This is a genomic window from Raoultella sp. T31 (genome assembly GCF_002806725.1).
GTDB classification, from domain to species: domain Bacteria; phylum Pseudomonadota; class Gammaproteobacteria; order Enterobacterales; family Enterobacteriaceae; genus Klebsiella; species Klebsiella electrica.
In genome coordinates this window covers 44,246-66,660 of the sequence record NZ_PIBO01000023.1, presented here as the reverse complement: position 1 = coordinate 66,660, position 22,415 = coordinate 44,246, and the positions used below count along the sequence as shown (strand labels likewise).

At 56.9% G+C, this 22,415-nt stretch carries 20 protein-coding genes; 7 read left to right on the top strand and 13 right to left on the bottom strand.

Annotated elements, in window-relative coordinates:
• The first annotated feature begins 16 nt into the window (after positions 1-16).
• The 6 genes from citF (at position 17) to CWM52_RS16145 (ending at position 7,742) form a co-directional block, all read left to right on the top strand.
• Positions 17-1,537: a citrate lyase subunit alpha gene (gene citF / locus CWM52_RS16170; protein WP_100685023.1), complete on the top strand. Its 1,521-nt coding sequence runs from the start codon at positions 17-19 to the stop codon at positions 1,535-1,537.
• A complete protein-coding gene (citX, locus tag CWM52_RS16165; protein ID WP_100685022.1) occupies positions 1,534-2,082 on the top strand; it encodes a citrate lyase holo-[acyl-carrier protein] synthase in 549 nt (182 codons plus the stop codon). Before citF ends, citX begins: the two co-directional genes overlap by 4 nt.
• The gene (gene citG, locus CWM52_RS16160) at positions 2,057-2,929 is read left to right on the top strand and encodes a triphosphoribosyl-dephospho-CoA synthase CitG (protein ID WP_100685021.1); all 873 of its coding nucleotides are present in this window, start codon (positions 2,057-2,059) and stop codon (positions 2,927-2,929) included. The genes citX and citG overlap by 26 nt, the downstream gene beginning before the upstream one ends.
• A 31-nt stretch (positions 2,930-2,960) precedes the next feature.
• Positions 2,961-3,527 carry an RBBP9/YdeN family alpha/beta hydrolase gene (locus CWM52_RS16155; RefSeq protein ID WP_100685020.1) on the top strand — a complete coding sequence of 189 codons (567 nt, stop codon included), beginning with the start codon at positions 2,961-2,963 and terminating at the stop codon, positions 3,525-3,527.
• Between the two features lie 63 nt (positions 3,528-3,590).
• Positions 3,591-6,191 (top strand): bifunctional aconitate hydratase 2/2-methylisocitrate dehydratase, encoded by a 2,601-nt coding sequence (gene acnB / locus CWM52_RS16150; protein ID WP_100685019.1) that lies wholly within the window; start codon positions 3,591-3,593, stop codon positions 6,189-6,191.
• A 117-nt stretch (positions 6,192-6,308) separates the two neighbouring features.
• Positions 6,309-7,742: an anion permease gene (locus CWM52_RS16145; RefSeq protein ID WP_100685018.1), complete on the top strand. Its 1,434-nt coding sequence runs from the start codon at positions 6,309-6,311 to the stop codon at positions 7,740-7,742.
• Between the two features lie 316 nt (positions 7,743-8,058).
• On the opposite strand, the gene CWM52_RS16140 is transcribed toward CWM52_RS16145, so the two are convergent.
• From CWM52_RS16140 to nifL, 4 genes are all read right to left on the bottom strand, one after another.
• Positions 8,059-8,562 carry a nitrogen fixation protein NifQ gene (locus CWM52_RS16140; RefSeq protein WP_100685017.1) on the bottom strand — a complete coding sequence of 168 codons (504 nt, stop codon included), beginning with the start codon at positions 8,560-8,562 and terminating at the stop codon, positions 8,059-8,061.
• Positions 8,562-9,968 carry a nitrogenase cofactor biosynthesis protein NifB gene (gene nifB / locus CWM52_RS16135; protein ID WP_100685016.1) on the bottom strand — a complete coding sequence of 469 codons (1,407 nt, stop codon included), beginning with the start codon at positions 9,966-9,968 and terminating at the stop codon, positions 8,562-8,564. The genes CWM52_RS16140 and nifB overlap by 1 nt, the downstream gene beginning before the upstream one ends.
• 164 nt (positions 9,969-10,132) lie before the next feature.
• Positions 10,133-11,707, bottom strand: a complete 1,575-nt coding sequence (gene nifA / locus CWM52_RS16130; RefSeq protein WP_100685015.1) for a nif-specific transcriptional activator NifA — start codon at positions 11,705-11,707, stop codon at positions 10,133-10,135.
• Positions 11,704-13,191 (bottom strand): nitrogen fixation negative regulator NifL, encoded by a 1,488-nt coding sequence (gene nifL / locus CWM52_RS16125; protein ID WP_100685014.1) that lies wholly within the window; start codon positions 13,189-13,191, stop codon positions 11,704-11,706. Before nifL ends, nifA begins: the two co-directional genes overlap by 4 nt.
• Positions 13,192-13,512: 321 nt before the next feature.
• Between nifL and CWM52_RS16120 the strand changes: the two genes are divergently transcribed.
• Entirely contained in the window at positions 13,513-14,043 is a 531-nt protein-coding gene (locus tag CWM52_RS16120; RefSeq protein ID WP_100685013.1) for a flavodoxin, read from the top strand.
• Positions 14,044-14,066: 23 nt separating this feature from the next.
• Here the strand turns inward: CWM52_RS16120 and nifM are convergent, their stop codons facing one another.
• The 9 genes from nifM to nifE form a co-directional block, all read right to left on the bottom strand.
• Positions 14,067-14,867, bottom strand: coding sequence for a nitrogen fixation protein NifM (gene nifM, locus CWM52_RS16115; protein WP_100685012.1), 801 nt, complete (start codon positions 14,865-14,867; stop codon positions 14,067-14,069).
• Positions 14,864-15,310, bottom strand: coding sequence for a nitrogen fixation protein NifZ (locus CWM52_RS16110; protein ID WP_100685011.1), 447 nt, complete (start codon positions 15,308-15,310; stop codon positions 14,864-14,866). The genes nifM and CWM52_RS16110 overlap by 4 nt, the downstream gene beginning before the upstream one ends.
• The gene (locus CWM52_RS16105; protein WP_100685010.1) at positions 15,307-15,567 is read right to left on the bottom strand and encodes a nitrogenase-stabilizing/protective protein NifW; all 261 of its coding nucleotides are present in this window, start codon (positions 15,565-15,567) and stop codon (positions 15,307-15,309) included. Before CWM52_RS16105 ends, CWM52_RS16110 begins: the two co-directional genes overlap by 4 nt.
• Complete coding sequence (nifV, locus tag CWM52_RS16100; protein WP_100685009.1) at positions 15,567-16,709, bottom strand: homocitrate synthase; 1,143 nt, start codon at positions 16,707-16,709, stop codon at positions 15,567-15,569. Before nifV ends, CWM52_RS16105 begins: the two co-directional genes overlap by 1 nt.
• Positions 16,710-16,723: 14 nt before the next feature.
• Positions 16,724-17,926, bottom strand: a complete 1,203-nt coding sequence (gene nifS, locus CWM52_RS16095; protein WP_100685008.1) for a cysteine desulfurase NifS — start codon at positions 17,924-17,926, stop codon at positions 16,724-16,726.
• Between the two features lie 30 nt (positions 17,927-17,956).
• On the bottom strand, positions 17,957-18,781 hold the full coding sequence (gene nifU / locus CWM52_RS16090; RefSeq protein ID WP_100685007.1) for a Fe-S cluster assembly protein NifU: 825 nt from the start codon (positions 18,779-18,781) through the stop codon (positions 17,957-17,959).
• Between the two features lie 195 nt (positions 18,782-18,976).
• Entirely contained in the window at positions 18,977-19,447 is a 471-nt protein-coding gene (locus CWM52_RS16085) for a NifB/NifX family molybdenum-iron cluster-binding protein (RefSeq protein ID WP_100685006.1), read from the bottom strand.
• Entirely contained in the window at positions 19,434-20,819 is a 1,386-nt protein-coding gene (gene nifN / locus CWM52_RS16080; RefSeq protein ID WP_100685005.1) for a nitrogenase iron-molybdenum cofactor biosynthesis protein NifN, read from the bottom strand. The genes CWM52_RS16085 and nifN overlap by 14 nt, the downstream gene beginning before the upstream one ends.
• 3 nt (positions 20,820-20,822) lie before the next feature.
• Positions 20,823-22,202, bottom strand: coding sequence for a nitrogenase iron-molybdenum cofactor biosynthesis protein NifE (nifE, locus tag CWM52_RS16075; protein WP_100685004.1), 1,380 nt, complete (start codon positions 22,200-22,202; stop codon positions 20,823-20,825).
• Positions 22,203-22,415: the final 213 nt, after the last annotated feature.

The following is a 22,415-nucleotide window of genomic DNA, read 5'->3' as shown; positions in this document are numbered from 1 at the left end:
GCCACAGGATTAAACGATGAGTCATTTAACTGAAGCACTTCGTAACATAGCCGGCAGCCAGCATAAATATGAGGTGTTTACCGGCGCCAACACACATACACCTTATCTGGCCGATCCTCGTCAAAAATATCAACGTAAACTGTTCGACACCGTGGATGACGTTTTAGCCCATTGTGATTTACATGATGGTATGACCGTTTCATTTCATCACGCTTTCCGCGAGGGTGACAAAGTCATTAACTACGTTATGGCTAAGCTGGCGGAAAAAGGCTTAAAAGGATTGACGCTGGCATCCAGTTCTCTGATGACCTGCAATGCGCCGCTGATTGAACATATCAAAAATGGTGTGATTCGCAAAATTTATACTTCCGGGATGCGCGGCGAATTAGCTGATGCGATTTCACACGGACTGATGGAGGAGCCGGTACAGATCCACTCGCATGGCGGAAGAGTCAATCTGATTGAAAAGGGTGAAATTAACATTGATGTCGCCTTTTTAGCTGTCTCCTGCTGCGATGAATATGGCAATGCCAATGGCAGCGGCGGCAAATCCCGATGCGGTTCGCTTGGCTATGCGATGGTCGATGCAAAATATGCCAAAAAAGTGGTGTTACTGACGGAAAGTATTGAACCGTTCCCGTATATGCCAGCCAGCATTATTCAGGACCAGGTTGATTATATTGTCAAAATAGACAGCGTTGGTGACCCGGCAAAAATCAGCGTAGGCGCCGCTCGCGTGACCAGCAATCCGCGAGAGCTGATGATTGCGCGCTCTGCCGCCGATGTGATTGAACATTCCGGTTATTTCCAGGATGGCTTTTCCCTGCAAACCGGCTCAGGCGCGGCGTCTACGGCCTGCACGCGATTTCTGGAATCGCGTATGAGAAAACACAATATTGTTGCGCGATTTGCCTTAGGCGGCATTACCGGCAGCATTGTGGATCTGCATGAAAAAGGGCTCATCACCAAACTGCTGGATACCCAAAGCTTTGACGGCGTCGCAGGGGCTTCGCTGGCGAAAAACCCCAATCATGTTGAAATCTCAACCAGCGTTTATGCGAACCCTGCCGCGAAAGCCGCCTGCTGCGATCGCGTCGATGTTGTCATTTTAAGTGCGCTGGAAATTGACACCGATTTCAATGTGAACGTGCTGACGGGGTCCGATGGCGTGATGCGCGGCGCATCTGGCGGACATTGCGATGTCGCTGCGGCTGCCAACTTAACTATTGTGGTCGCTCCCTTGATTCGCAGCCGTATTCCTACCGTCGTCAGGCAGGTTACGACTTGCGTTACCCCGGGTGAAAGCATTGACGTGCTGGTGACTGACCATGGTATTGCCGTGAATCCTGCCCGTCCGGAGGTCAAAGAGAAGCTGATTGCTGCCGGTTTACCGGTCGTTGAAATCGAATCGCTTTATCAGAGAGCGCTGGTGATTTCTGGTGAACCGAAACCGATTGAGTTTACTTCCCGTATTGTCGGCGTGGTGCGTTATCGCGATGGCAGCGTCATTGATGTCGTAAGGCAGGTGAAAGAATGATCGGCGAAACGACAAAGGCAACCTGCGCGACCATCACCCTTGAGGATGTTCTGAAAGCCAGAGAAGCGCGCGCGGACTTGCAGCAACGGTGGCTGCAGGGATACGGACAGTCGGTGATTTCAACCACGCTCGTCTGGCCAGGCGAAGTGAAAGATACACCGCTCGCCCGGCAGGTGATGGCGGAGGCGAATGAGGCCCTTAACCAGCTGCTGCGCAAACACCGCTGGGAAGTCTGCAAGCACGAAATCCGTTTCCTGCCTACCGGGCCAGAGGCGTTCTGGTCCGTATTGGCGCCAGGCTGGATGATAAAACATGTCACGGCGCATCTGGAGGATAACCATCCTCTCGGGCGTCTGTGGGACATCGATGTGTTTTGCCCAAAATCCGGATTAATTAAGCGCAGTGCGATACGCCAGCCTATGCGCAGGTGCTTCATTTGTCATGAGCCTGCCCACGTCTGCTCTCGTATGCGTCGCCATTCGCAGAATGAACTGGCGCAAGTTATTGAGGATTTAACCTATGACTACTTTAGCGGTCAACGTTAAACGGGCTGAGCAGGTACAAAGCATCGCCTGGCTGGCCGCTGAGGCGATGTATCGGGAAGTCAAATTAACGCCCAAGCCGGGGCTGGTTGATGGCGACAATAACGGCGCGCATCGTGATATGAATATCACGCTCTTTATGGCCAGCATCAGCGCCGTGGCCCCCTGGTTCCCCCGTTTTTTTGCGCAAGGACTGGCTACCGCGGATTCACCCGCTCCCCAGACCTTATTGGCGATAAGGCCAACAGGTCTGGCCTGCGAACAGGCGATGTTCAATGCCACCGTCGGCGTCAATACGCATAAGGGCGGGATTTTTTCGCTCGGCCTCTTATGTGCAGCCGCCGGGCGGCTGGTTAAAAGTCATCAGATGCTCAGTCAGCGCAACCTGTGCCGGGAAATCCGCGCGATGTGTGCGGGTCTGGTTGACCATGAACTGAGCAAAACCGGGCAAGCAAAAACCAAAGGTGAGCACCTTTTTCAGACCCTTGGACTTACCGGTGCGCGGGGCGAAGCTGAAAACGGTTTTAATACCGTCACCCGCTACGGTTTGCCACAGTGGGAAAGAGCGTTGCAAGAGGGGTTATCTGAGCAGGATGCGCTACTGAAGATGCTCCTGGCCTTGATGGCCGCCAATCCCGATACCAATGTGGTGTCCCGGAGTGGACTAAAAGGACTGAAATATGTTCAGCGCTATGCGAGAAGAGTGCTCAACATCAAAAATCTGTCGGGTGAAAAGCTCAGAAAAGCGCTAGTAAACATGGATAAGGCTTTGATTGCAAAAAATATAAGCCCTGGTGGCAGTGCGGATCTTCTTGCCGTTGGCTGGGTACTTTCCCACTATCCGGCCTGATGGGGGTACTGAACGTGGAGAGGAGGGCTTTATGACTACGCAACGTCTGGAACCGCTGAGTGAAAGGTTCACGATTATTCTGGTACCGGGCCTGAGAGACAGTGATGAGCATCACTGGCAGAGTTGTTGGAGCCGTCGTTTTCCACTCTGGAAACGGATAAGTCAGCGAAACTGGCTGGAACCTGATATTGACGCCTGGGTGTCCGCTATCCGCCGGGAGCTGGCCACCTGTCAGCGCCCGGCCATTCTGGTCGGGCACAGTTTTGGGGCGCTTGCATCATGTCGGCTGGTGCAAACGCAAAAAATCAATATTGCGGGCATTGTTATGGTTGCTCCCGCTGAACCATCGCTTTTCGAACTGGAGGAGGCTGTACTTCCCGAGAAATTAGTGATCCCCAGCCTCATGTTTGCCAGTCAAAACGATCCGTTAATGTCTTTTAAACGCGCGCAATTTTGGGCTGAATGCTGGGGCTCTCGTGTCATTGATATTGGCGAAGCCGGTCACATCAATACCGAGTCCGGATTCGGCGAGTGGGAGTATGGCCTTGAGCAGCTGGCGGAATTTGGTGAAGCCCTTGAGCATGATATTAAAAAGTAGGTTTTACAAAAAAATTTATCGCATACCACTATTCAGATAAATAATATTTGATCCGGAGAGCATATGTTAGAAGCTTATAATAAGCATGTACAAGAACGTGCTTTGAAAAACATTCCGCCGAAACCTTTAACCGCAGAGCAAACGCAAGAATTAATTATGTCTCTGCTCAGCGGGGACGGTGATGATAAAAATACCCTTATTCAACTGCTAACGCATCGCGTACCGCCAGGTGTCGATCCTGCGGCGAAGCTCAAAGCGGATTTTCTCTACCAGCAAATTAAAGAAGAATCTCCTACGAGTATCATTGCCCCTCAGCAGGCTATTGAGTTACTGGGGACGATGCAGGGTGGCTATAATATCCAGCCGCTTATTGATTTACTGGATGACCCTAAATGGGGCAGCAGTGCTGCGGAACAATTAAGCACCACGCTTCTTATTTTTGAAAAGTTTAAGGATATTGAAGAAAAAGCGAATCAGGGGAATGTCCAGGCGCAAAACGTGATGCAGTCATGGGCAAATGCCGAATGGTTTCTACGCCGCCAGGAGTTGCCTGAAAAAATTACCCTTACCGTATTTAAAGTCGCAGGGGAAACGAATACGGATGATTTATCACCTGCGCCGGAGGCATGGTCACGTCCGGACATTCCTCTGCACGCGTTGTCTATGCTGAGTAATCCGCGTGACGGCGTGACACCGGACGAACCCGGAAGCCGGGGACCCGTACAGCAACTGCAACAGCTGAAAAAAGAGGGCTACCCGCTGGTCTACGTTGGGGACGTCGTCGGCACGGGCTCTTCCCGTAAATCAGCCACAAACTCCATTTTATGGCATATCGGCAACGATATCCCCTGGGTGCCCAATAAGCGAAACGGCGGATTTGTTTTTGGCGGAAATATTGCCCCCATCTTTTTCAACACGCTTGAGGATTCCGGCGCGCTGCCGGTCGAAATGGATGTTTCCGGGCTGGAAACAGGGATGCGAATTGATCTCTGGCCATATCTGGGAGAGGTTCGCGAAACCGCCAGTCAGCGGCTGATTACTTCATTCACGTTGAAAACGGATGTGTTGCTTGATGAGGTGCGCGCCGGAGGGCGTATACCGTTGATCATTGGCAGAAGTCTGACGGCAAGGGCACGCGAATCGCTGGGACTTCCTCCTTCCGCGGTCTTCCGCCAGCCAAAGGCGCCGGCGCCTTCATCGGCTGGCTTTACGCTGGCGCAGAAAATAGTGGGAAGAGCGTGCGGCGTTGAAGGGGTTCGCCCGGGACAGTATTGCGAACCTAAAGTGTCAACGGTGGGTTCACAGGACACCACCGGCGGGATGACGCGCGATGAGCTTACTGACCTGGCCTGCCTGAGCTTTTCCGCCGATTTGGTTATGCAGTCTTTTTGCCATACATCGGCTTATCCTAAGCCGGTTGATGTCAAGCTACATGACACGTTGCCTGATTTTATCAGTCGCCGGAACGGCATTGCGCTCAAGCCGGGTGATGGCATCATCCACTCCTGGCTTAACCGCATGCTTATTCCTGATACCGTAGGGACCGGGGCAGACTCTCATACGCGTTTCCCGCTGGGGATCTCTTTTCCTGGGGGCTCCGGGCTGGTGGCTTTTGCTGCGGCAACGGGAATTATGCCGCTGGATATGCCGGAGTCTGTGCTGGTTCGCTTTACAGGAGAGATGCAAAAAGGGATCACCTTGCGCGATCTGGTCCACGCCATTCCGTTCTATGCCATCAGGCAAGGTTTACTGACGGTTGAGAAGAAAAATAAGATCAATATTTTCTCGGGTCGTATTCTGGAAATTGAAGGACTTGGCATGTTGAAAGCAGAGCAGGCTTTCGAACTGGCCGATGCTTCCGCGGAACGTTCGGCTGCCGCATGCGTTCTTCGTCTTGAAGAAGAAAACGTGGCGGAGTATTTGCGTTCAAATGCCGCCCTGCTGCATTGGATGATTCGTCAGGGTTACGAAAACTCAGCGACGCTGGAGCGACGTATTGCCGAAATAGAAGCCTGGCTGGCTAACCCGTCACTTCTGGTTGCCGACAAAAATGCTGAGTACGCCGCAGTGATTGACATCGATCTGACGGAGATTACCGAGCCTATTGTATGCGCGCCTAATGATCCGGATGATGCCCGTCTGCTGTCTGAGGTGGCGCGTTCGCCGATAGATGAAGTGTTTATTGGCTCTTGCATGACGAATATTGGTCATTTCCGCGCTGCCGGTAAAATTATTGCAGACGCCAAAGAGATCCCCACGAGGCTTTGGCTGGCGCCGCCGACGAAAATGGATGCGCAGCAGCTTTCCAGCGAAGGCTATTTTAATATGTTTATTAAATCTGGCGCCAGGATAGAACCCGCCGGATGTTCTCTGTGTATGGGGAATCAGGCTCGGGTACGACAAGGCAGCCATGTTGTTTCGACATCCACCCGCAACTTCCCGAATCGTCTGGGCACGGATGCTAAGGTCTTTCTGGCATCGGCAGAACTTAGCGCGGTAGCGGCAATGACCGGGAAAATGCCGACCGTTGAACAATATTTCTGGCATATGGATAAAATCCAGGACACACGTGACGATACTTATCGTTACCTTAACTTTGATCGGCTGCCAGAATATCAGCTCACGGTTAATGAGAAAGATATTATTAAAACATTTGCCGGCTAATTATTAATACATTACGTTCATTAATAAAATAGTCGTCAAGAGCACCATTGTTCAGCAGGGGCTTCTTTTTTCGGAAGCTTCTGCTGCCAACGGAATGGCTTAATGCTGGGGTGACGTATGTTGAAGTCAAAGAAACTAAAAATAGTTCTTCTTATCTTAATAATATTATTATCAATAATTATTCCTCCGCCGGAAGGATTAACGAAAGAGGCATGGGTACTGGCGGGCATTTATCTCGCGTCGATTGTAGGGCTGGTGAGTAAACCATACCCTGAGCCCGTCATTATGCTTTCCGCCGTGGCGTTGTCATGTATTGCCCTGGCCAGTTTTGATAATTCGCCCGTAAAGCCAATGGATGTCCTGAGCGGCTATTCATCAGGAACCACATGGCTGGTGTTTAGTGCATTTACCTTAAGTGCCGCGTTCGTCACAACCGGATTGGGAAAGCGACTGGCGTACTGGTTTATTTTAAAGTTCGGCGGCACGACTCTGCGGTTAGGCTATGTCACTGCGCTGTTAGATTTAATTCTGTCCCCGGCCACCCCCTCTAATACAGCTCGTGCAGGTGGAGTGGTATTCCCGATTATCAACAGTATTGCGCTGGTATTAGGTTCCACACCAAATGAGAGTCCTTGTAAAGCAGGGCGTTTCCTGATGGTGAATGTGTATATGGTGACGAAAACCACCAGCTATATGTTTTTAACAGCATTTGCCGGGAATGCTTTAGCGCTCCAGTTGATCTCTGATATTTTTCACATCCAGATAAGCTGGGTCGGTTGGGCTCTGGCGGGCGTACCCCTGGGGCTTTTGATGCTGGCGGTGATTCCATACATTACTTACAAAATAACGCGCCCGGAATTAAAAAAGATAGATAATGTTAAAATAGCCACTGCTGGTCTGAATGGACTTGGGCCGATAAGCGGAAAAGAAAAAGGGTTAATCGTTGTTTTTATCACCGCTTTGCTGGGATGGATTTTCTCACGTTACCTCGGGCTTACCGAGTCCTCCGTTGCCGTGATCGCAATGGTCGGAGCCCTGGTGTTTAATATTATTTGCTGGAATGATGTTCTGCAAAACAAGGGCGGCTGGAATACCCTAATCTGGTACGGCGCAATTATTGGACTTAGCGCCACGTTAAGTAAAGAAGGATTTTTCAAATGGCTGGCAGACTTTATGTCTGAACATCTGGATTTCCTCGGCGCGGGTAACAGTACGATTATTATGATTGTTTTTTTAAGTATTGTCGTGCGCTATTTATTCGCCTCTGGTGGTGCCTATGTAGCCGCCATGGTTCCTGTATTTGCAACGGTGGGACTGGTGACCGGAACCGCCCCCGTACTTCTTGCTTTGGCCATTTTGTTTTCAAACTCGTATGGTGGTTGTATCACACACTATGGCGGTGCGGCCGGGCCGATTATCTTTGCTGCCGGTTATAATGATATTAAATCATGGTGGTTGACCGGGACTATAATCGCTTTACTAACTTTTGTTGTGCACATGACTATTGGCATTCCATGGTGGGGCTTTTTGATCCAGCATAATATGCTATGAAGGATAGTTTGTGATTTAAGACTTCATGAGTCCCCGGTGGCAGGGTGGTATCCTGGAATGACCGATTGCGGCGGGCATTCATTTCCTGAAGTGACTTAAGACGTTCTACGTCCGATGCTTCTATGCCACCCGACTTCGTGCGCCAACTGTAAAGATCGCACCGGCGATCGCCGGTGACGGAAAAGTCTGCGGGTGCAAACGTCCTCTTCGGCTTCAGGATATTCCGTAGAGGACGCTTCTTTTCTCACCTCGCAGATTCCGCAGATTAACACCACGTATCTTGAGCAGACCCGTTTGCGCAACCCGAAGACAGGCGTCACTCAAAACAGGCATCGCGCTCCCAACACTCGTCACAGCTTGGCGAGCGGCAGGTAACTTCTCCTTGCTGCAGCAGACAGCGTTGACGATAAAAGAACTTTTTCCAGCGCATATTGTGTTCGTTCATCACCACCAGCTGCGGAAAACAGTCGCTCATCAGCAGGCGCAATTCGGCGCGCGACTCCAGGCCAAGGTCCTGCCAGAGATGGTTAAACGCCAGCGAAACCTCGGCGATAATCTGCGCCATCGGTCCGGCTCCCTGCTGCATCCAGTCCGCCAGCCATGCGCTCAACTGCTGACGTTCCTCTTCGCGGGTGGCATTCAGTTCCGCCATCAGGCGACGGCGGAGTAGCACCTCGCCATCCAGCGGCGTTTCCTCCTCGCCCAACCGTCGCCGCAGCGCCTGCCAGTCGTGCGCACTCAGCCCCATGCGCAGCGGAAAACTGCCTTTGCCCGCGTGATACAGTAGCCACAGGCGTCTTAGCCAGTCGCGCGGCGCCATCAGGCGACCCCCTTGTGCGGCAACGCGGCAGGCCAGCTCCCACGACGCTGCTGCCACCAGTCGGGCAACACCTCGGAGACCGGGCGCCACGCGCCGTCAACGCACGGCTCAATGCCTTGCTGTTCCAGCTTTTGCCACGGCGTGTGGCCGATACGCACGCAAAAGACGGCTTTCACGTCCGCCAGCAGTTCGAGGATCGCCGCAAACCTGGCGTCATTATCCTGCGGTTCGCAGTCATCGCGTCCCTGGCAATATTTCGGCGTAAACCGTTCGTTGACCAGCACCATGCCGGCGGCCGACAGGCTATAAATAGAGAACCGGTCGGTATGGCCAAAGTGGCAATCAATCACATCTCCGCGGCTTGACGCCACGGCGACCAGACAGGCGTCATCGGCTTCCGATTCGCCGCGGGTCGCGATACTGGCGTGAAGCTGCGCGCGCTGGTGGAGGATCGGCAGCCATGCCGGCAGGCTCTCCGGGGCCGGGAGCTGGCTGAACTGCTGGCTGCGATCTTCGCCGAGCATTCCAATGGCATCGGCGCGGCACTGGTGGCAGTGGGTCATCTGCGGCATCACCTCTGCGCACCGGCTGCGGGTCGCGGCGAGCAGTTCTGCGTCCGGCTCCGGCTGGCCGTTGAGGCCAAACACCGTGCCGTGCTCCGGTCGGGCAATGAGCGGCATAATGTTATGGATAAACGCGCCGCGGGTCCGCAGCTCGCGGCTGACGTCGGCCATGCCGCTATCGTTAATGCCGGGGATTAGCACCGAGTTTATTTTCACCAGCACGCCTTTGGCGGTCAGCCTGCGCACGCCCTCAAGCTGACGGGCAATCAGGATCTCTCCCGCTTCGCGCCCGCTGTAGCGTTCGCCGTCCAGCCATAGCCAGGCGTAGATTTGCGCGGCAATCTCCGCATCCAGAGTGTTAATGGTGACCGTCACGTGGTCAACGCCGACATCCAGCAGGCGATCCACCGCGTCGGGCAGCATCAGTCCATTTGTCGACAGGCATAATTTCAGGTCCGGTAGCTGTTCGCGGATCAGCTCCAGAGTGTGGAAGGTGCGGGCGATATTGGCGAGCGGGTCGCCGGGACCCGCGATACCCACCACCGACAGCTGGGGAATGGCCTGCGCAACCTGACGCACTTTTAAGACCGCCTGTTGAGGCGTCAGCAGCGTTGAAGAGACCCCGGGGCGGGATTCATTACTGCAATCGAATTTGCGATTACAGTAGTTGCACTGCAAATTGCAGGCGGGCGCGACCGGCAGATGCATCCGAGCAAAACGGTGATGCCCATGACGAGAGTAGCAGGGGTGCGCGGCGACTTTATCGGCAACGATCGGCGTGAGTGCGCCATCGTCCGCTGAGTGGCAGGCTTTGCCGCCAGGAAAAGAAGAGCAGGAAGTCATAGTCGTACCTTCGTGGTTGGGCGATACCTTCCTGCTGCAAATGCTATACCAGCGGTGAATTTTGTAACTTCATGAAAAATAAAATATTTAACCGGCAACTACAAACACTAAATTGTCGCAATTCCGCCGCGCTGGCGACAATGTTCTGAACCTCACATAAGGGCTCAGAGTCGCGGCATGGTGATATCCATTATCTGAATCCGATACGCCACCTGGCGCGGCGTCATCCCCAGCAGTCGCGCCGCTTTGGCCTGCACCCAGCCGGCTTTTTCGAGGGCCGCAATCAACCGCTGGCGCTCGTCAAGGCTGTTATCGAGCCAGCCGTCCTCCGCCGGACCGCTGATGGGTTGCGCTTTCGGCGGATTATCGCGATGGTTGAACAGGATCACGTCCCGGTCTATCAGGCCGCTCTCCGACATCACCGCCGAACGCTCAAGGCAGTTTTCCAGTTCGCGGACGTTGCCCGGCCAGCTGTACTCCATCAACAGGCGAATGGCCCCATCGCTGATACGCAGCGTTCTCCCCTGGTGCTGAGCGATTTTACGCACCAGAAAGTGCGCCAGTTCGGCGATATCCTCCTGACGTTCGCGCAACGGGGGCAGGGCGATGGGCATCACGTTCAGGCGATAGTAAAGATCCTCGCGGAAATGGCCCAGCCGCACCTCTTCTTCCAGATGGCGATTGGTCGCCGCGATGATGCGCACGTTGACGCGCAGGGTTTCATCGCCGCCGACGCGCTCCATTTCTCCCTCTTGCAGAATTCGCAGCAGCTTAGCCTGAAACGAGGCGCTGCTTTCGCCGATCTCATCCAGAAACAGAGTCCCGCCGTCCGCCAACTCAAAGCGCCCTTTACGCTGGCGCACCGCGCCGGTAAACGCGCCTTTTTCATGGCCAAACAGCTCGCTCTCCAGCAGGGTATCCGGTAGCGCCGCGCAGTTGAATTTGACGAAGGCCGCGGCGGCACGCGGTGAATTATGGTGAATAGCATTGGCGATAAGCTCTTTCCCGGTACCGCTTTCGCCGCGTACCAGCACCGTGGTGTCCCAGCGCGAGACCTGACGAATAATCTCCATAATCTGCCGCATCGCCGGGCTTTTACCGACCATGTTCTCGAGGCCGAAACCGCGCGATGGTGCACAGGTGCGCGGTCGCTCAATTCTGGCGGCCTGCGGCGGCGGCTGTGAGGCGGAGGCCGGCAGGATCATCAGGCGAATCGTCTGGGCTATCAGGTTGGCGACCGTTTCGAGAAACCGGGTACAGGCCGGCAGCCGCTCCTCCTGACGGGCCATCGGCTGGGCCGCCAGTACACCGATAGGCCGGGAATGGGGGCCCATGAGCGGTACGGCAATAAACGGCAGGTCATAATCGTACAGACTGAGACGGTCGAGAAACCGCTGATCGTCGGCCACACGCGGCAGCACCAGCGACTGGCCCTGCGCCAGCACGGTACCGACCAGACCTTCCCCCGGCCGGTAGCGAATTTGCGTACTGCCTGGGAGCGTCTGATTTTCCGTTTGCTGCAGCGCTTCGATACTCAGAATCTCCTGCTGGCTGTCGTACAGGCAAATCATCCCGTGCTGCATAAAAGCATCGTTATGTAACACGCTCAGTACCTCCTGCAGCGTTTTACTCGCTTCGGTGGCGCGGCTCAATATTACGCTTATCCGCTGCATGGCGGTAAACTGCTGGGAGAGATCGAAGCGCCTGACGGTGGTATCCGAATCGAATTTATGGCTCATTGATCACCTCCGTTCAGGGTATTAAAGAGCGGAAAACGCATGACGAGACTGGTCCCCCCCTGCGAGCGCGAAGCCAGTTCAATCGCGCCGCGATGGTAAGCGACCAGGGTTTGGATCAGCCGCAGTTCCATCCCTTTGCCGGGGGAGTTTAAGGCATCGGGGGAGTGGGTATAGCGCACCTGGAGCAGCGGCACATTGTCGTTGAGATACAGCGAGAGCCAGCCCTCATCCTCTTCGGCATAAAGCTCTATTTCCAGCGGTACCGAGGGCAGCTCGGCGGCGAGGGCCAGCGTGCGGTCAAGCCATAAACTTAAGCAGGCCAGCAACTGTGTGCGTTGGCCAAAGCCCACCAGATGCGGCGAAGCCATATCAATATGCAATTTTGCGCGGTCGTCAAAGCGGGTGCGGTACAGGGCACACAGGTCGTCAAAGAAGGGTTGTAGCGGCCAGACGGCGTTGCTTTCCAGTTCAAGGGAGGGGCGGCAGCGCTGCAGGCGGGCCATGGCCTCTTCGCCTTCACGCCACGCTGCGTCCAGCGCCACGTTGCCGCTGCCTTCGCCGTTCAGCCGACGGGCCGCTGCCAGCATATTGATCGGGCAGTTAAGTTGGATCAGCGCTGCATCCAGCGACTCGCGAATGGCGGCCAGCAGCTTACCGGCGGTCATCTGCTGCTTCAGACGGTCGAGGCGGCCCTGTTCATGCTGCTGGCGCTGCTGGGTGCAGTCGGCGATCACCACCAGCGTTCGCGCCGGGGCGCTGTCGATAAAATAGCGGCTGGCTTCTTCGCTGACGCCGGGCAATCCCCAGCAGGTCACCGACAGCCAGCGGACCGCGCCGCGGATCACCACTGGCAGAATTTGCTCTGCGCCGGGCCCCATTGCGTGCGGTGAAACCTGTAGCTCAGCCAGCAGCTCTTTCCCGCCGCAGTCCGCGCAGAAGGTTTTGTAGGCGAGGTTATCCATCACCACCCGATCGTGCTCATCCACCACCACCACGGCGGCGGGGATATTATTCAGCACCGCTTCCATCAGCGTCATATGATTGCGCAGCCGCTGTTCCAGGGTATAGCTGACGCTAATATCCCGCTGCATCGCCAGATAATGTTCCAGCTCGCCCTGCGGATTCAGCACCGGGGTGATGTCGATATCCACCAGATACAGGCCGCCGTCGCGGCGCTGGTTAATCAGCTGACCGCGCCATGGCTGGCGCTGAAGCAGGGTGTGCCACATCTCCTGGTAGATTGCTCGCGGCGTCTGGCTGCTGGCCAGCAGACGTGGGTTTTGGTTTAACAATTGCGTCAGCGAATACCCGGTCTGGCGGCAAAAAGCCGGGTTGGCGTAAATAATATTCGCCCGGGCATCGGTGAGGGAGATAGCCACCGATGCTTGTTCGACCATCGTAAAAAACAGCCCCGGATGTTGTTGAGTCAGCGCACCGGCAATCGCCTCCGGCACGGCGTTATCGAGCATCATATTCAGGGTCATCGCAAACTCCTGTGTCGCAGTTATGACAATTTGTCCGACACCGCGACAGGGATCGCGCGGTTTTATACGAACCCCTATAACCATGCAAACCGTGAGCCCTTATCGAAACGACCTGCAGAAACATTGATCCGGCAGGGGTAAAACCGACATTTGTGTCGCATTTTCCGGCTCGCCAGGCCCGCGGCGAGCGGCAGCAGCAGGGCGAGGCGATCGTTATGGGGCAGGGATGAACCGTAGTAGGGCAATGAAACCTGGCACAGCCTTCGCAATACCCCTGCGATAACTTGTGTTTTCAGACACCATTCCCAACAGGAGCGCAATATGGCCAACATTGGTATTTTCTTTGGCACCGATACCGGTAAAACCCGCAAAATCGCGAAAATGATCCACAAGCAGCTCGGCGAGCTGGCGGATGCCCCGGTCAACATTAACCGCACGACGCAGGACGATTTTATGGCCTATCCGGTCTTGCTGCTGGGCACGCCGACGCTCGGCGACGGCCAGTTGCCAGGGCTTGAGGCCGGATGCGAAAGCGAATCATGGAGCGAATTTATCAGCGGCCTCGGCGACGCCAGCCTGAGCGGGAAAACCGTGGCGCTGTTCGGCCTCGGCGACCAGAGAGGCTATCCGGACAACTTCGTCAGCGGCATGCGTCCGTTATACGACGCCCTGCGCTCGCGCGGCGCGCAGATGATTGGCAACTGGCCGAATGAGGGTTATGAATTTAGCGCCTCTTTGGCGCTGGAAGGAGAGTGCTTCGTTGGGCTGGTACTGGATCAAGATAACCAGTTCGACCAGACCGAAGCGCGACTGGCGACCTGGCTTGAGGAGATTAAACGCACCGTGCTATAGAGGCCATTGGGTAGCCGCCGGGGCTACCCGCACAGGCCCGGCTGACGGGAAATCATCTGTTCCAGCCACTGGCGCTGGTGACGCTGCTGGCTCTGCTGCCAAAGATAATCACGCGCGCGCTCCAGCGCCTGCTGCTGCTCCATCGGTGCGGCCGGGCGAATCGCTTCACACCATAAAAGATGCCAGCCCAGCTCACTGGCAACAGGGGGGCTCAGCGCGTTTTCCGCCAGAGCAAACAGCGCACTCTCGAGCTGCGGATAGAGTAAACCCCGGCTAATCCAGCCTAAACGCCCGTCTTCCAGTGCGCTCGGGCACTGAGAATAGCGGCGGGCCAGTGGGGCGAAAGCATCCCGGGAGGCGTTAATTTGCTGATAGAGGTCGAGGATTTGCTGATGAACGGCTTCACGGTCATTCTCGACGGTCAGCAGCAGATGGCGGGTCAGACGTTGTTCCGGGCGCATAAACTGCGTCTGATGGCGCAGATACCAGGCCTGTACCGTGGAGATATCCGGCTGTGGCGCCTGACGGGCAATATCGGCAAAGGCGATTTCCAGTCGGGCGTGATGCAGCACGATGGCTGCGCGTTCTGGTGGTGTAAAGTGACCTTCGTCGAGCCAGACGGCAAGGGAGGCGGCGATATTATCCTTCAACGTCGGCGGGATAGCGCCTTCCGGGACCAGCGCGACGATCGTCTGCTCCATCTGGCACTGCTGTTGCCAGGCCTGCTCAAAAGCCGGTGTATCGGCAGCATTCAAACTTGTCGGATCGCTATTCCAGCGAGTACGTGCCAGCCGTTGCCGACCAAAACGTTGCCATGCGTTCACTGTTCTCTCTCCTCTGTAAGGGCGATGGCCTGTGCCGGGACCCTGAACCAGCGGCCGCTAAAATCGACGGTATAGCAGTCGCCAGACTCACCCCGATCGGTAGCCTCAATGCGTCCCCGCTGGCCAGCGGTCACGACCACATCGCCGTTGACCGAGAGTGCCATCTGACAGGTGACGCTATCACCGTATTGCAAGTTCCCGGCCAGCCACGGCTCAGAGATAGGGTTCAGCTCCTGTTCGCGGCAGCCGATGATCCGATCGCTGTCGGGGAAGTGGATCTGATAGATAATCTGATCCTGCAAAAAAACGCCCCAGTCGCGGACAAATCCGCGGCTGCCGCGCCTGACCAGCAGCGCGCCTGGAGCGAAGCCCGCGACGGTACCGTCGTTACGAATCGCGCGTACCACGCGAACCTCCTCACTAAAGGTGAATTTAGGTCTCATGTTTCGTTCTCCTGAAACTGTTGCTGATAGCTCTCTGCGAGCAGACGACGCGCCAGCAGCCAAGGGGCACGGGCGTTTTCTTCCAGCTGGTTTCTCAGCGGTACTTCAGCGCGCAGTTTGCGGTGAAACGTCGCCAGCACCGGCAGGCAGCAGCGGCCAAGCCGCTCGGGCTGATAGGGGACCGAGAAAAACTGAAAAAAGGATTCGGCGGAGCGGAGTTCGTCCACGCCGGGAATTTGATAAAACCACTCCATCATTACCCCCTCGCCCGCAGGGCGGATTCAGCGCACAGCTCGTCGTAGATAGCCACCAGTTCGTAATCCTTCGGACTGCGTTTCCAGTTTTCGGCAAAGCGGCGGATGGCGGGCAGCAGCTGGTTAATTTGCGCAGCATTCAGGTGATAACCCATCAGGTTAAATACACCATTGACCGCCTGACGCCCGGAATGTTTGCCCAGCACCAGCCGATAGCTGCGCCCCATCAGAGAAGGGTCAATGGACTGGTAGCTTTCGCTATCGCGCAGGAGCGCCGCCACATGGACCCCAGATTCATGGGTAAACACCAGCTCGCCGACCAGCGGCTGCTGTGGGTCGATGGTGCGCTGCGCGGCTTCTGCGACCTTCTGACAGAGCGCGGGCAGCGCGGCAAAATGTACGCCAGTCTCTATGCTGAGGCAGCGCTCAAGGCCCAGTGCGACGGTTTCCAGCGCCGCGTTGCCTGCCCGCTCGCCAAGCCCGAGGACCGTGGTATTGACGCTGGTGGCTCCGGCGCTGACCGCCGCCAGCGTATTGGCGGTCGCCATGCCCAGATCGTTATGGGCATGCATCTCGATTTCTCCGCCCCAGATTTCACGCAGGGCCGAGATTTGCGTCGCGGTGGTGAAAGGATCGAGTAAGCCGAGCGTATCGGCATAGCGCAGGCGAGCGGCGCCGCATTGCTGCGCCACCGCGGCGATGTCGCGCAGAGTCTGCCCGCTGGCCCGCGAAGCATCCTCGCAGCCGATGCACACCTTCAGACCGAGGGTATGCGCCAGGTGGATAAATATCGCCAGCCGCTCCAGCAGCACTGCTAACGGTTCACGCAGTTTGTACTGGCGCAGCTTATCCGACGCCGGAATCGAGATATCCACCCAGTCGATGCCCAGATCGGCGCTCTGGCGGATTTCCTGCGCGTTCATCCGACACCAGGTCATCAGCGTCGCGCCAGGCAACTGACGGCGCACCAGCTGGATCCGCGCGATCTCCTCGTCGCCCATCGCTGGGGTGCCGACTTCCAGCGCCGTAATCCCGGCGGCATAAAGCGCCTCGGCAATGGCGACCTTTTCACTGGTGCGAAAGGCGACGCCGGGGCTCTGCTCACCGTCGCGCAGGGTGGTATCGTTAATCAGCACGCGTCCCATCAGCCACCTCCGCCTTAGCCGTAAACCGGCGTGAAGACGGCGTCCGCAGGGCGCGGTTTGCCGTTCTGCCAGTAGGGCGACAGCGCACGCAACCGGTCGATAATCGGCGGCAGTGAGGCAACGACGTAATCGATATCTTTCTCCCGAGTGTAGCGCGAGAGGGAAAAACGGATGGTGCCGTGGGCAGCGGTATAGGGAATATTCATTGCCCGCATGACGTGGGAGGGTTCCAGTGAACCTGACGTACAGGCGCTGCCGCTGGAGGCGGCGATCCCGGCCTGGTTTAGCAGCAGCAGAATGGCTTCGCCTTCAATAAACTCAAAGGCCAGATTCACCGTGCCGGGCACCCGCGGTTGGCTACCGCCCATCACCATTACCGACGGCACGCTGGCCACCAGACGATGCTCCAGGCTATCGCGCAACTGGCCGATATGCGTCATTCCCGGCAGATGAATACTCGCCAGCTCGCAGGCCGCGCCCATACCCACGATCCCGGTAATGTTTTCCGTCCCGGCCCGCCGACCGTACCCCTGGTGACCGCCGCGCAGCAGCGGACGAAAGCGTGTTCCCCGCCGCAAATAGAGGCAGCCCACCCCTTTTGGCCCGTGGAACTTATGCGCCGAGCAGGAGAGCATATCAATGCGGGTCTGGCCCACAGCAATCGGTATTTTCCCCACAACCTGCACCGCATCGCAGTGAAACAGTGCCCCTTGTTCATGGGCCAGTTCCGCCATTTCGCTGACCGGGAAAAGTACCCCAGTCTCGTTATTCGCCCACATAATGCTGACCAGCGCGACGCGTGGGCTGAGTGCAGCGCGGTACTGCGCCATGTCCAGCGCGCCCTCGCCATCCACCGCGATGCGGTGAATCAGGTAGCCCTGACGCTCGAGGTGTTCGCAGGCCGCCAGCGTCGCCGGATGTTCGACCGCACTGGTGATAATTTCGCGTCGCTCCGGCAGCAGGGTGATTGCCGAGGAGATAGCGGTGGCGGTGGCTTCGGTGGCGCAGGAGGTAAAGATGATTTCGCTGGGATACTCCGCGCCCAGCAGGGCCGCAGCCTGTTGATGCGCGCGTTCCAGTGCCGCCTGGGCCGGAATGCCAAAATCATGTATTGACGAGGGGTTGCCGTAAAAATCGGTCAAAAAGGGCATCATCGCTTCCAGAACCATCGGGTCCAGACGGGTGGTGGCGTTGTTATCGAGATAAACCTGTTTCATCTTGTCCCCCTTGGGTCAGTTAACCGCGGCTCAGGCCGCCACCACTTCCATATAACAACCGGTACGTTCCATCAGTTTTTGCTGCAGCCAGGCGAGAGTCATATCGGTCATCATGCAGCCGCTACAGCTGCCGGAGAGGCTGACGGTCACCTGGTGGTTGTCAACGCTGAGCAGCGACATATCGCCGCCGTCGGCCTGAATATGCGGGCGCAGTTCAGCGATGGTATCGACGACGCTCTGCCAGTGTGGATCTTTGCTGCTGGCCGCGGCAGGCGGCGTCTGCGGCTGTTGGGCGAGGATCTCCGCCAGCGCCAGTTCGATTTTTTCGTGGCAGGCGGTACAGCCGCCTCCCGCTTTGGTGTAGTTGATCACCTCTGTAAGGGTGGTCAGGCCGTTGTTCAACACCGCGCGGCGAATATGCCCTTCATCGACGCCGAAGCATTTGCAGATAAGTTTGCCCTCGTCATGTTCTTCCTCAAGGCTTTCGCCGCGAAAGTTGGCGATAGCCGCGCGCAGAGCCTCCTGGCCCATCACCGAGCAGTGCATTTTCTCCGGCGGCAGCCCGTCGAGATAGTCGGCAATCTGCTGGTTGGTTATCTGCCCGGCTTCGGTGAGGGTATGGCCAATGATCAGCTCCGTCAGCGCGGAGGAGGAGGCGATGGCGCTGCCGCAGCCAAAGGTCTGGAAGCCCGCCTCCTCAATGATTTCGCTTTGCGGGTCAACCCGCAGCATCAGGCGCAGGGCGTCGCCGCAGCTTAACGAACCCACGTCGCCTACCGCGTTGGCGTTGTCCACCACGCGCGCGTTGCGGGGGTTAAAAAAATGGTCTTTCACTTTCTCGGAGTAATTCCACATGCTGTCAGCTCCAGGGATGATGACGGAAAACGCCGGGGCGCGGTTCACCGCAGGAGTGCGGCGGTAATGATGAACTAGCAAATGCGATACCAGGAGATAAAATTAATTATTTTCAATTGGTTATTCTTTTTACCTGACAAGGCCCATCCTACAGTGTCGTGATGTTTTGTGGGCTTTGTCACAGAAACGACACGACTAATGCCGCGAATCCAGATCCTCATGCCACTCCTGTTCCTGAAGCAGACGGGCAAAGCGATCCGGGTCGCGTTGACGAGTGCTTTTACGCTGCTCTTTGTCGTACCAGTAGAGCTGGATCTCCTGCAGTAAGCCGACGATAGTGGTGTCGGCGGGGACGCGTTCGGCGCGGACGCCGACCTGCAACAACTGGCGAAAAACCGCCTCGCCAATCGCCACGCAGAACAGCGTGACGCAATCCTCAAGGGCGTGGATCCTTCTGGCGATCTTCTCCGCCTGATGGCCGTTTTCGACTGAGAAATCCACCACCCGGATCAGCGTGACCCGGTCTGCCCTGACGCCGTATACCACCAGCCGCGGCGTGGCGCCAAAATGTTGATCGACATGACGATAATCGGAACTGGCGAAGGCGACCTTTATAGACCAGTCATCGGAATGGACCATATCAAACTGACGATTAATCGGCGGCATAAGCGCCTCCTGTGGAGAGTGAAGATTCTGTGCTCTGGCGAAGCGGCGAGCGGTAGTGGGCGAGGTGGTGATGGCACTCGCGCATCAGATTCGCCAGCTCAAACAGCGTATCGCGCATTCCGCAATACCCCTGGCGTACCCGGCGAAATTCGCCGAGCTTGTCAAAGACAGGAAATCCCGCGCGCACCAGCGGTAGCGCGAATTGCTCCGCCAGGTCACGGGCGTGGGAGTTGGCCACCAGCAGGTCGGCGGGCTGCGCGCACAGCAGGGTTTGCAGATCCTCCAGATCCCCCGGCACCACCCGTTCGACCGGCAGCTGGCGCAGGCTGGGATGACTGGTGGGAGCGACCAGCGGTCCGGGTTGCATTCCCTGGCTGTTGGCGAAATCGCACCACGCCGCCAGCAGATCGCCTTCCGCCGCTATCGCCATGCGCTGGCCCTGCAGCCACATATGGCAATCGATCATCGCATCCTGCAGTTGACCGCGCTGGCGTTCCAGCCACTCGGGAACGCCGCGTCCGGAAATTTTCGCCAGTTGATGGATAAAAGCGTCGCAGCGTTCGAGGGTCATCAGATGTGGCAGAGAAATCACCTCCCCTCGGCAGCGCTGGGCGAGCAGCGTAGATGCACGATGAAGGGAGACACCAATGGTGAAGCTACACAGACTTTGCCCCATTTGCTCTATCTGGCGCAGCGGCGTTCCGCCCTGGGTTAGCGGCGAGAAATCCCCCGCAGCCAGGTGCCCATCCATCGACTGCGCCAGGTCCGGCAGGATCACCGCCTGCAGACCGAACGCTTCGACACACCGGCGTAACCACTCAATATCGCCCGGCGAGCAGAGGTGGCTGACCAGCAGGTTGACCCGGCGATTACGCTGAGCGGGGCGGGGAGCTGGCGCCACCCATTGTTCAATGATGCTCTCCAGCACCGCGCTAAAACCGTTTTCCATGGAGCCATAAAAATCCGGCGTGTTAACCGTCAATATCGCTACCCCCTTGTGACGGGGATACTCTTCGCGAAACTGGCGGACCACGCGGGAAATATCGCTGCCTTGGGCTTCAGACAGCCCGGTGCTGAGCAGTACGATAGCCTGCGGATTATTACGCTGGCACAGGGTATCCAGGGCGGTAAAAATATTGCCATCTGCGCCCATAATCGTCGAGGTGGGGTCCATCGCCGTCGACTGCAGGGGAACCGGGTCGTGAAAATGCTGGATAAAAAAGACTTTGGCGAAGGCGCTACAACCCTGTGCGCCGTGGACGAGAGGAATACTGTGGGCGATCCCGAGGCTTGCGAGGATCGCGCCGAGCGGCTGGCCGGTTTTGATCGGGCTGACCGCCAGCGGTTTATCGGTACGGAAGATGTCTGCCATGATTTACTCCTGGTGCCAGGGGGCGCGGGAATGGGTTTGTGGCCAGATCGGGCTGTTGATGGTCTGACAGAGCTGGCGGGCGAGGGTGACGATGCCCTGATAGCCGGCGTAGGCGTGCTCGCGCTCCTGATTAATATCGAGAAACGGCAGTCGGGCTTTATAGGCGGTGTACATATTGCGTCCGCCGGCGATCATCAGATCGGCCTGATAGCGATACACCACGTCCAGCAGGGAACGGGCGTTACCTTCCTCCAGCATCACCGCCTTGTCGCCCATCAATTCGCGGATCCGCTGTTTATCCTCTTCGGTGGATTTGCGCGTGCCGGTTGCCACCACGCTCATGCCCAAATCTTGCAGCGCCGACACCACCGACCACGATTTCACTCCGCCGGTATAGAGCAGTGCTTTGCGGCCACGCAACTGTTCACGCCACGGTTGTAGTGCCAGTTCAGCCGCCTGCTCCTCCCGCGTAATCAGCGCTTCGGTGCGGCGACACAGGTCGTCATCGCCCAGCAGCGCCGCCAGCTGGCGCAGGGCGTCGGAGGTGGCGCGAATACCGTAGAAACTGCCCTCGAACCACGGCGTGCCGTAGCGCTGCTCTAGCGCTCTGGCGACGTTAATTAACGCCCGCGAGCAGACCAGCATATTGGCCTGCGCCCGGTGCATGGTCTGGATCTCGGCAAAACGACCATCGCCGGAGAGGCTGCCGAGCACGCGGATCCCCAACTCATCAAGCAGCGGCTGAATGTGCCAGAACTCGCCGGCAATATTGAATTCACCAATCAGGCCAATATCATGACGCTGTTCTGGCGCAAACGGCGAGGTTTCCGGCCAGGGGGCCGGTTCGCGCTGGCCGATGACCCGGTTCACCATGACTTCGCCCGCCAGCCGGTTGCCGAGATTTTTACTGCCGTAAAAACCGGCGGCATCAATAGCGATAACCGGTACGCCGGTCGCAGTCTGCGCGGCCTGGCATACCGCTTCCAGGTCATCACCCTCCATGGCCGGGACGCAGGTGTTGTAGATAAAGACCGCCGCCGGATGATAGCGGGTGACAATATGGCGCACGGCGTGAAACAGGCGACGTTCGCCGCGGCCCATAATCACATCCTGTTCGTTGAGATCGGTGGTGAACCCGAGTCGGTTAAGGGTTGGCCCGGAGCTGACGCTGCCGCGGTTATCCCAGGAGCTTCCCGCGCAGCCGATGGGGCCATGAACCAGATGCGCCACGTCGGCAATCGGCAGTAAGGTTATCTGCGCGCCGTCGAACGCGCAGCCGCCGGCGGTAGAGCCGGGTTTGGGGGCGCTGCAGCCGGATTTTTGTTTATGGTTGTGTTCACAGGCCGGTTCATCCAGCAGCGCCAGAATTTCATTTCCCTTCATAGTGACCTCGTTGACGATGGGGGGATGAGGGGAAGATGCAATTCGCGCTCCATAAGAGGAGCCTTGATATTTAAAGGAAAAGTATTGTTATCTTTGCGACAAAGCCAACAATCGGACAATGGAGCCACCGTGCTAAATTCTATGCTTGTCGTGAGAAAGTGAAGATGACCCTCACGGTGGTCAATCTGGATTCATTAACAGAGAATAGGTCGC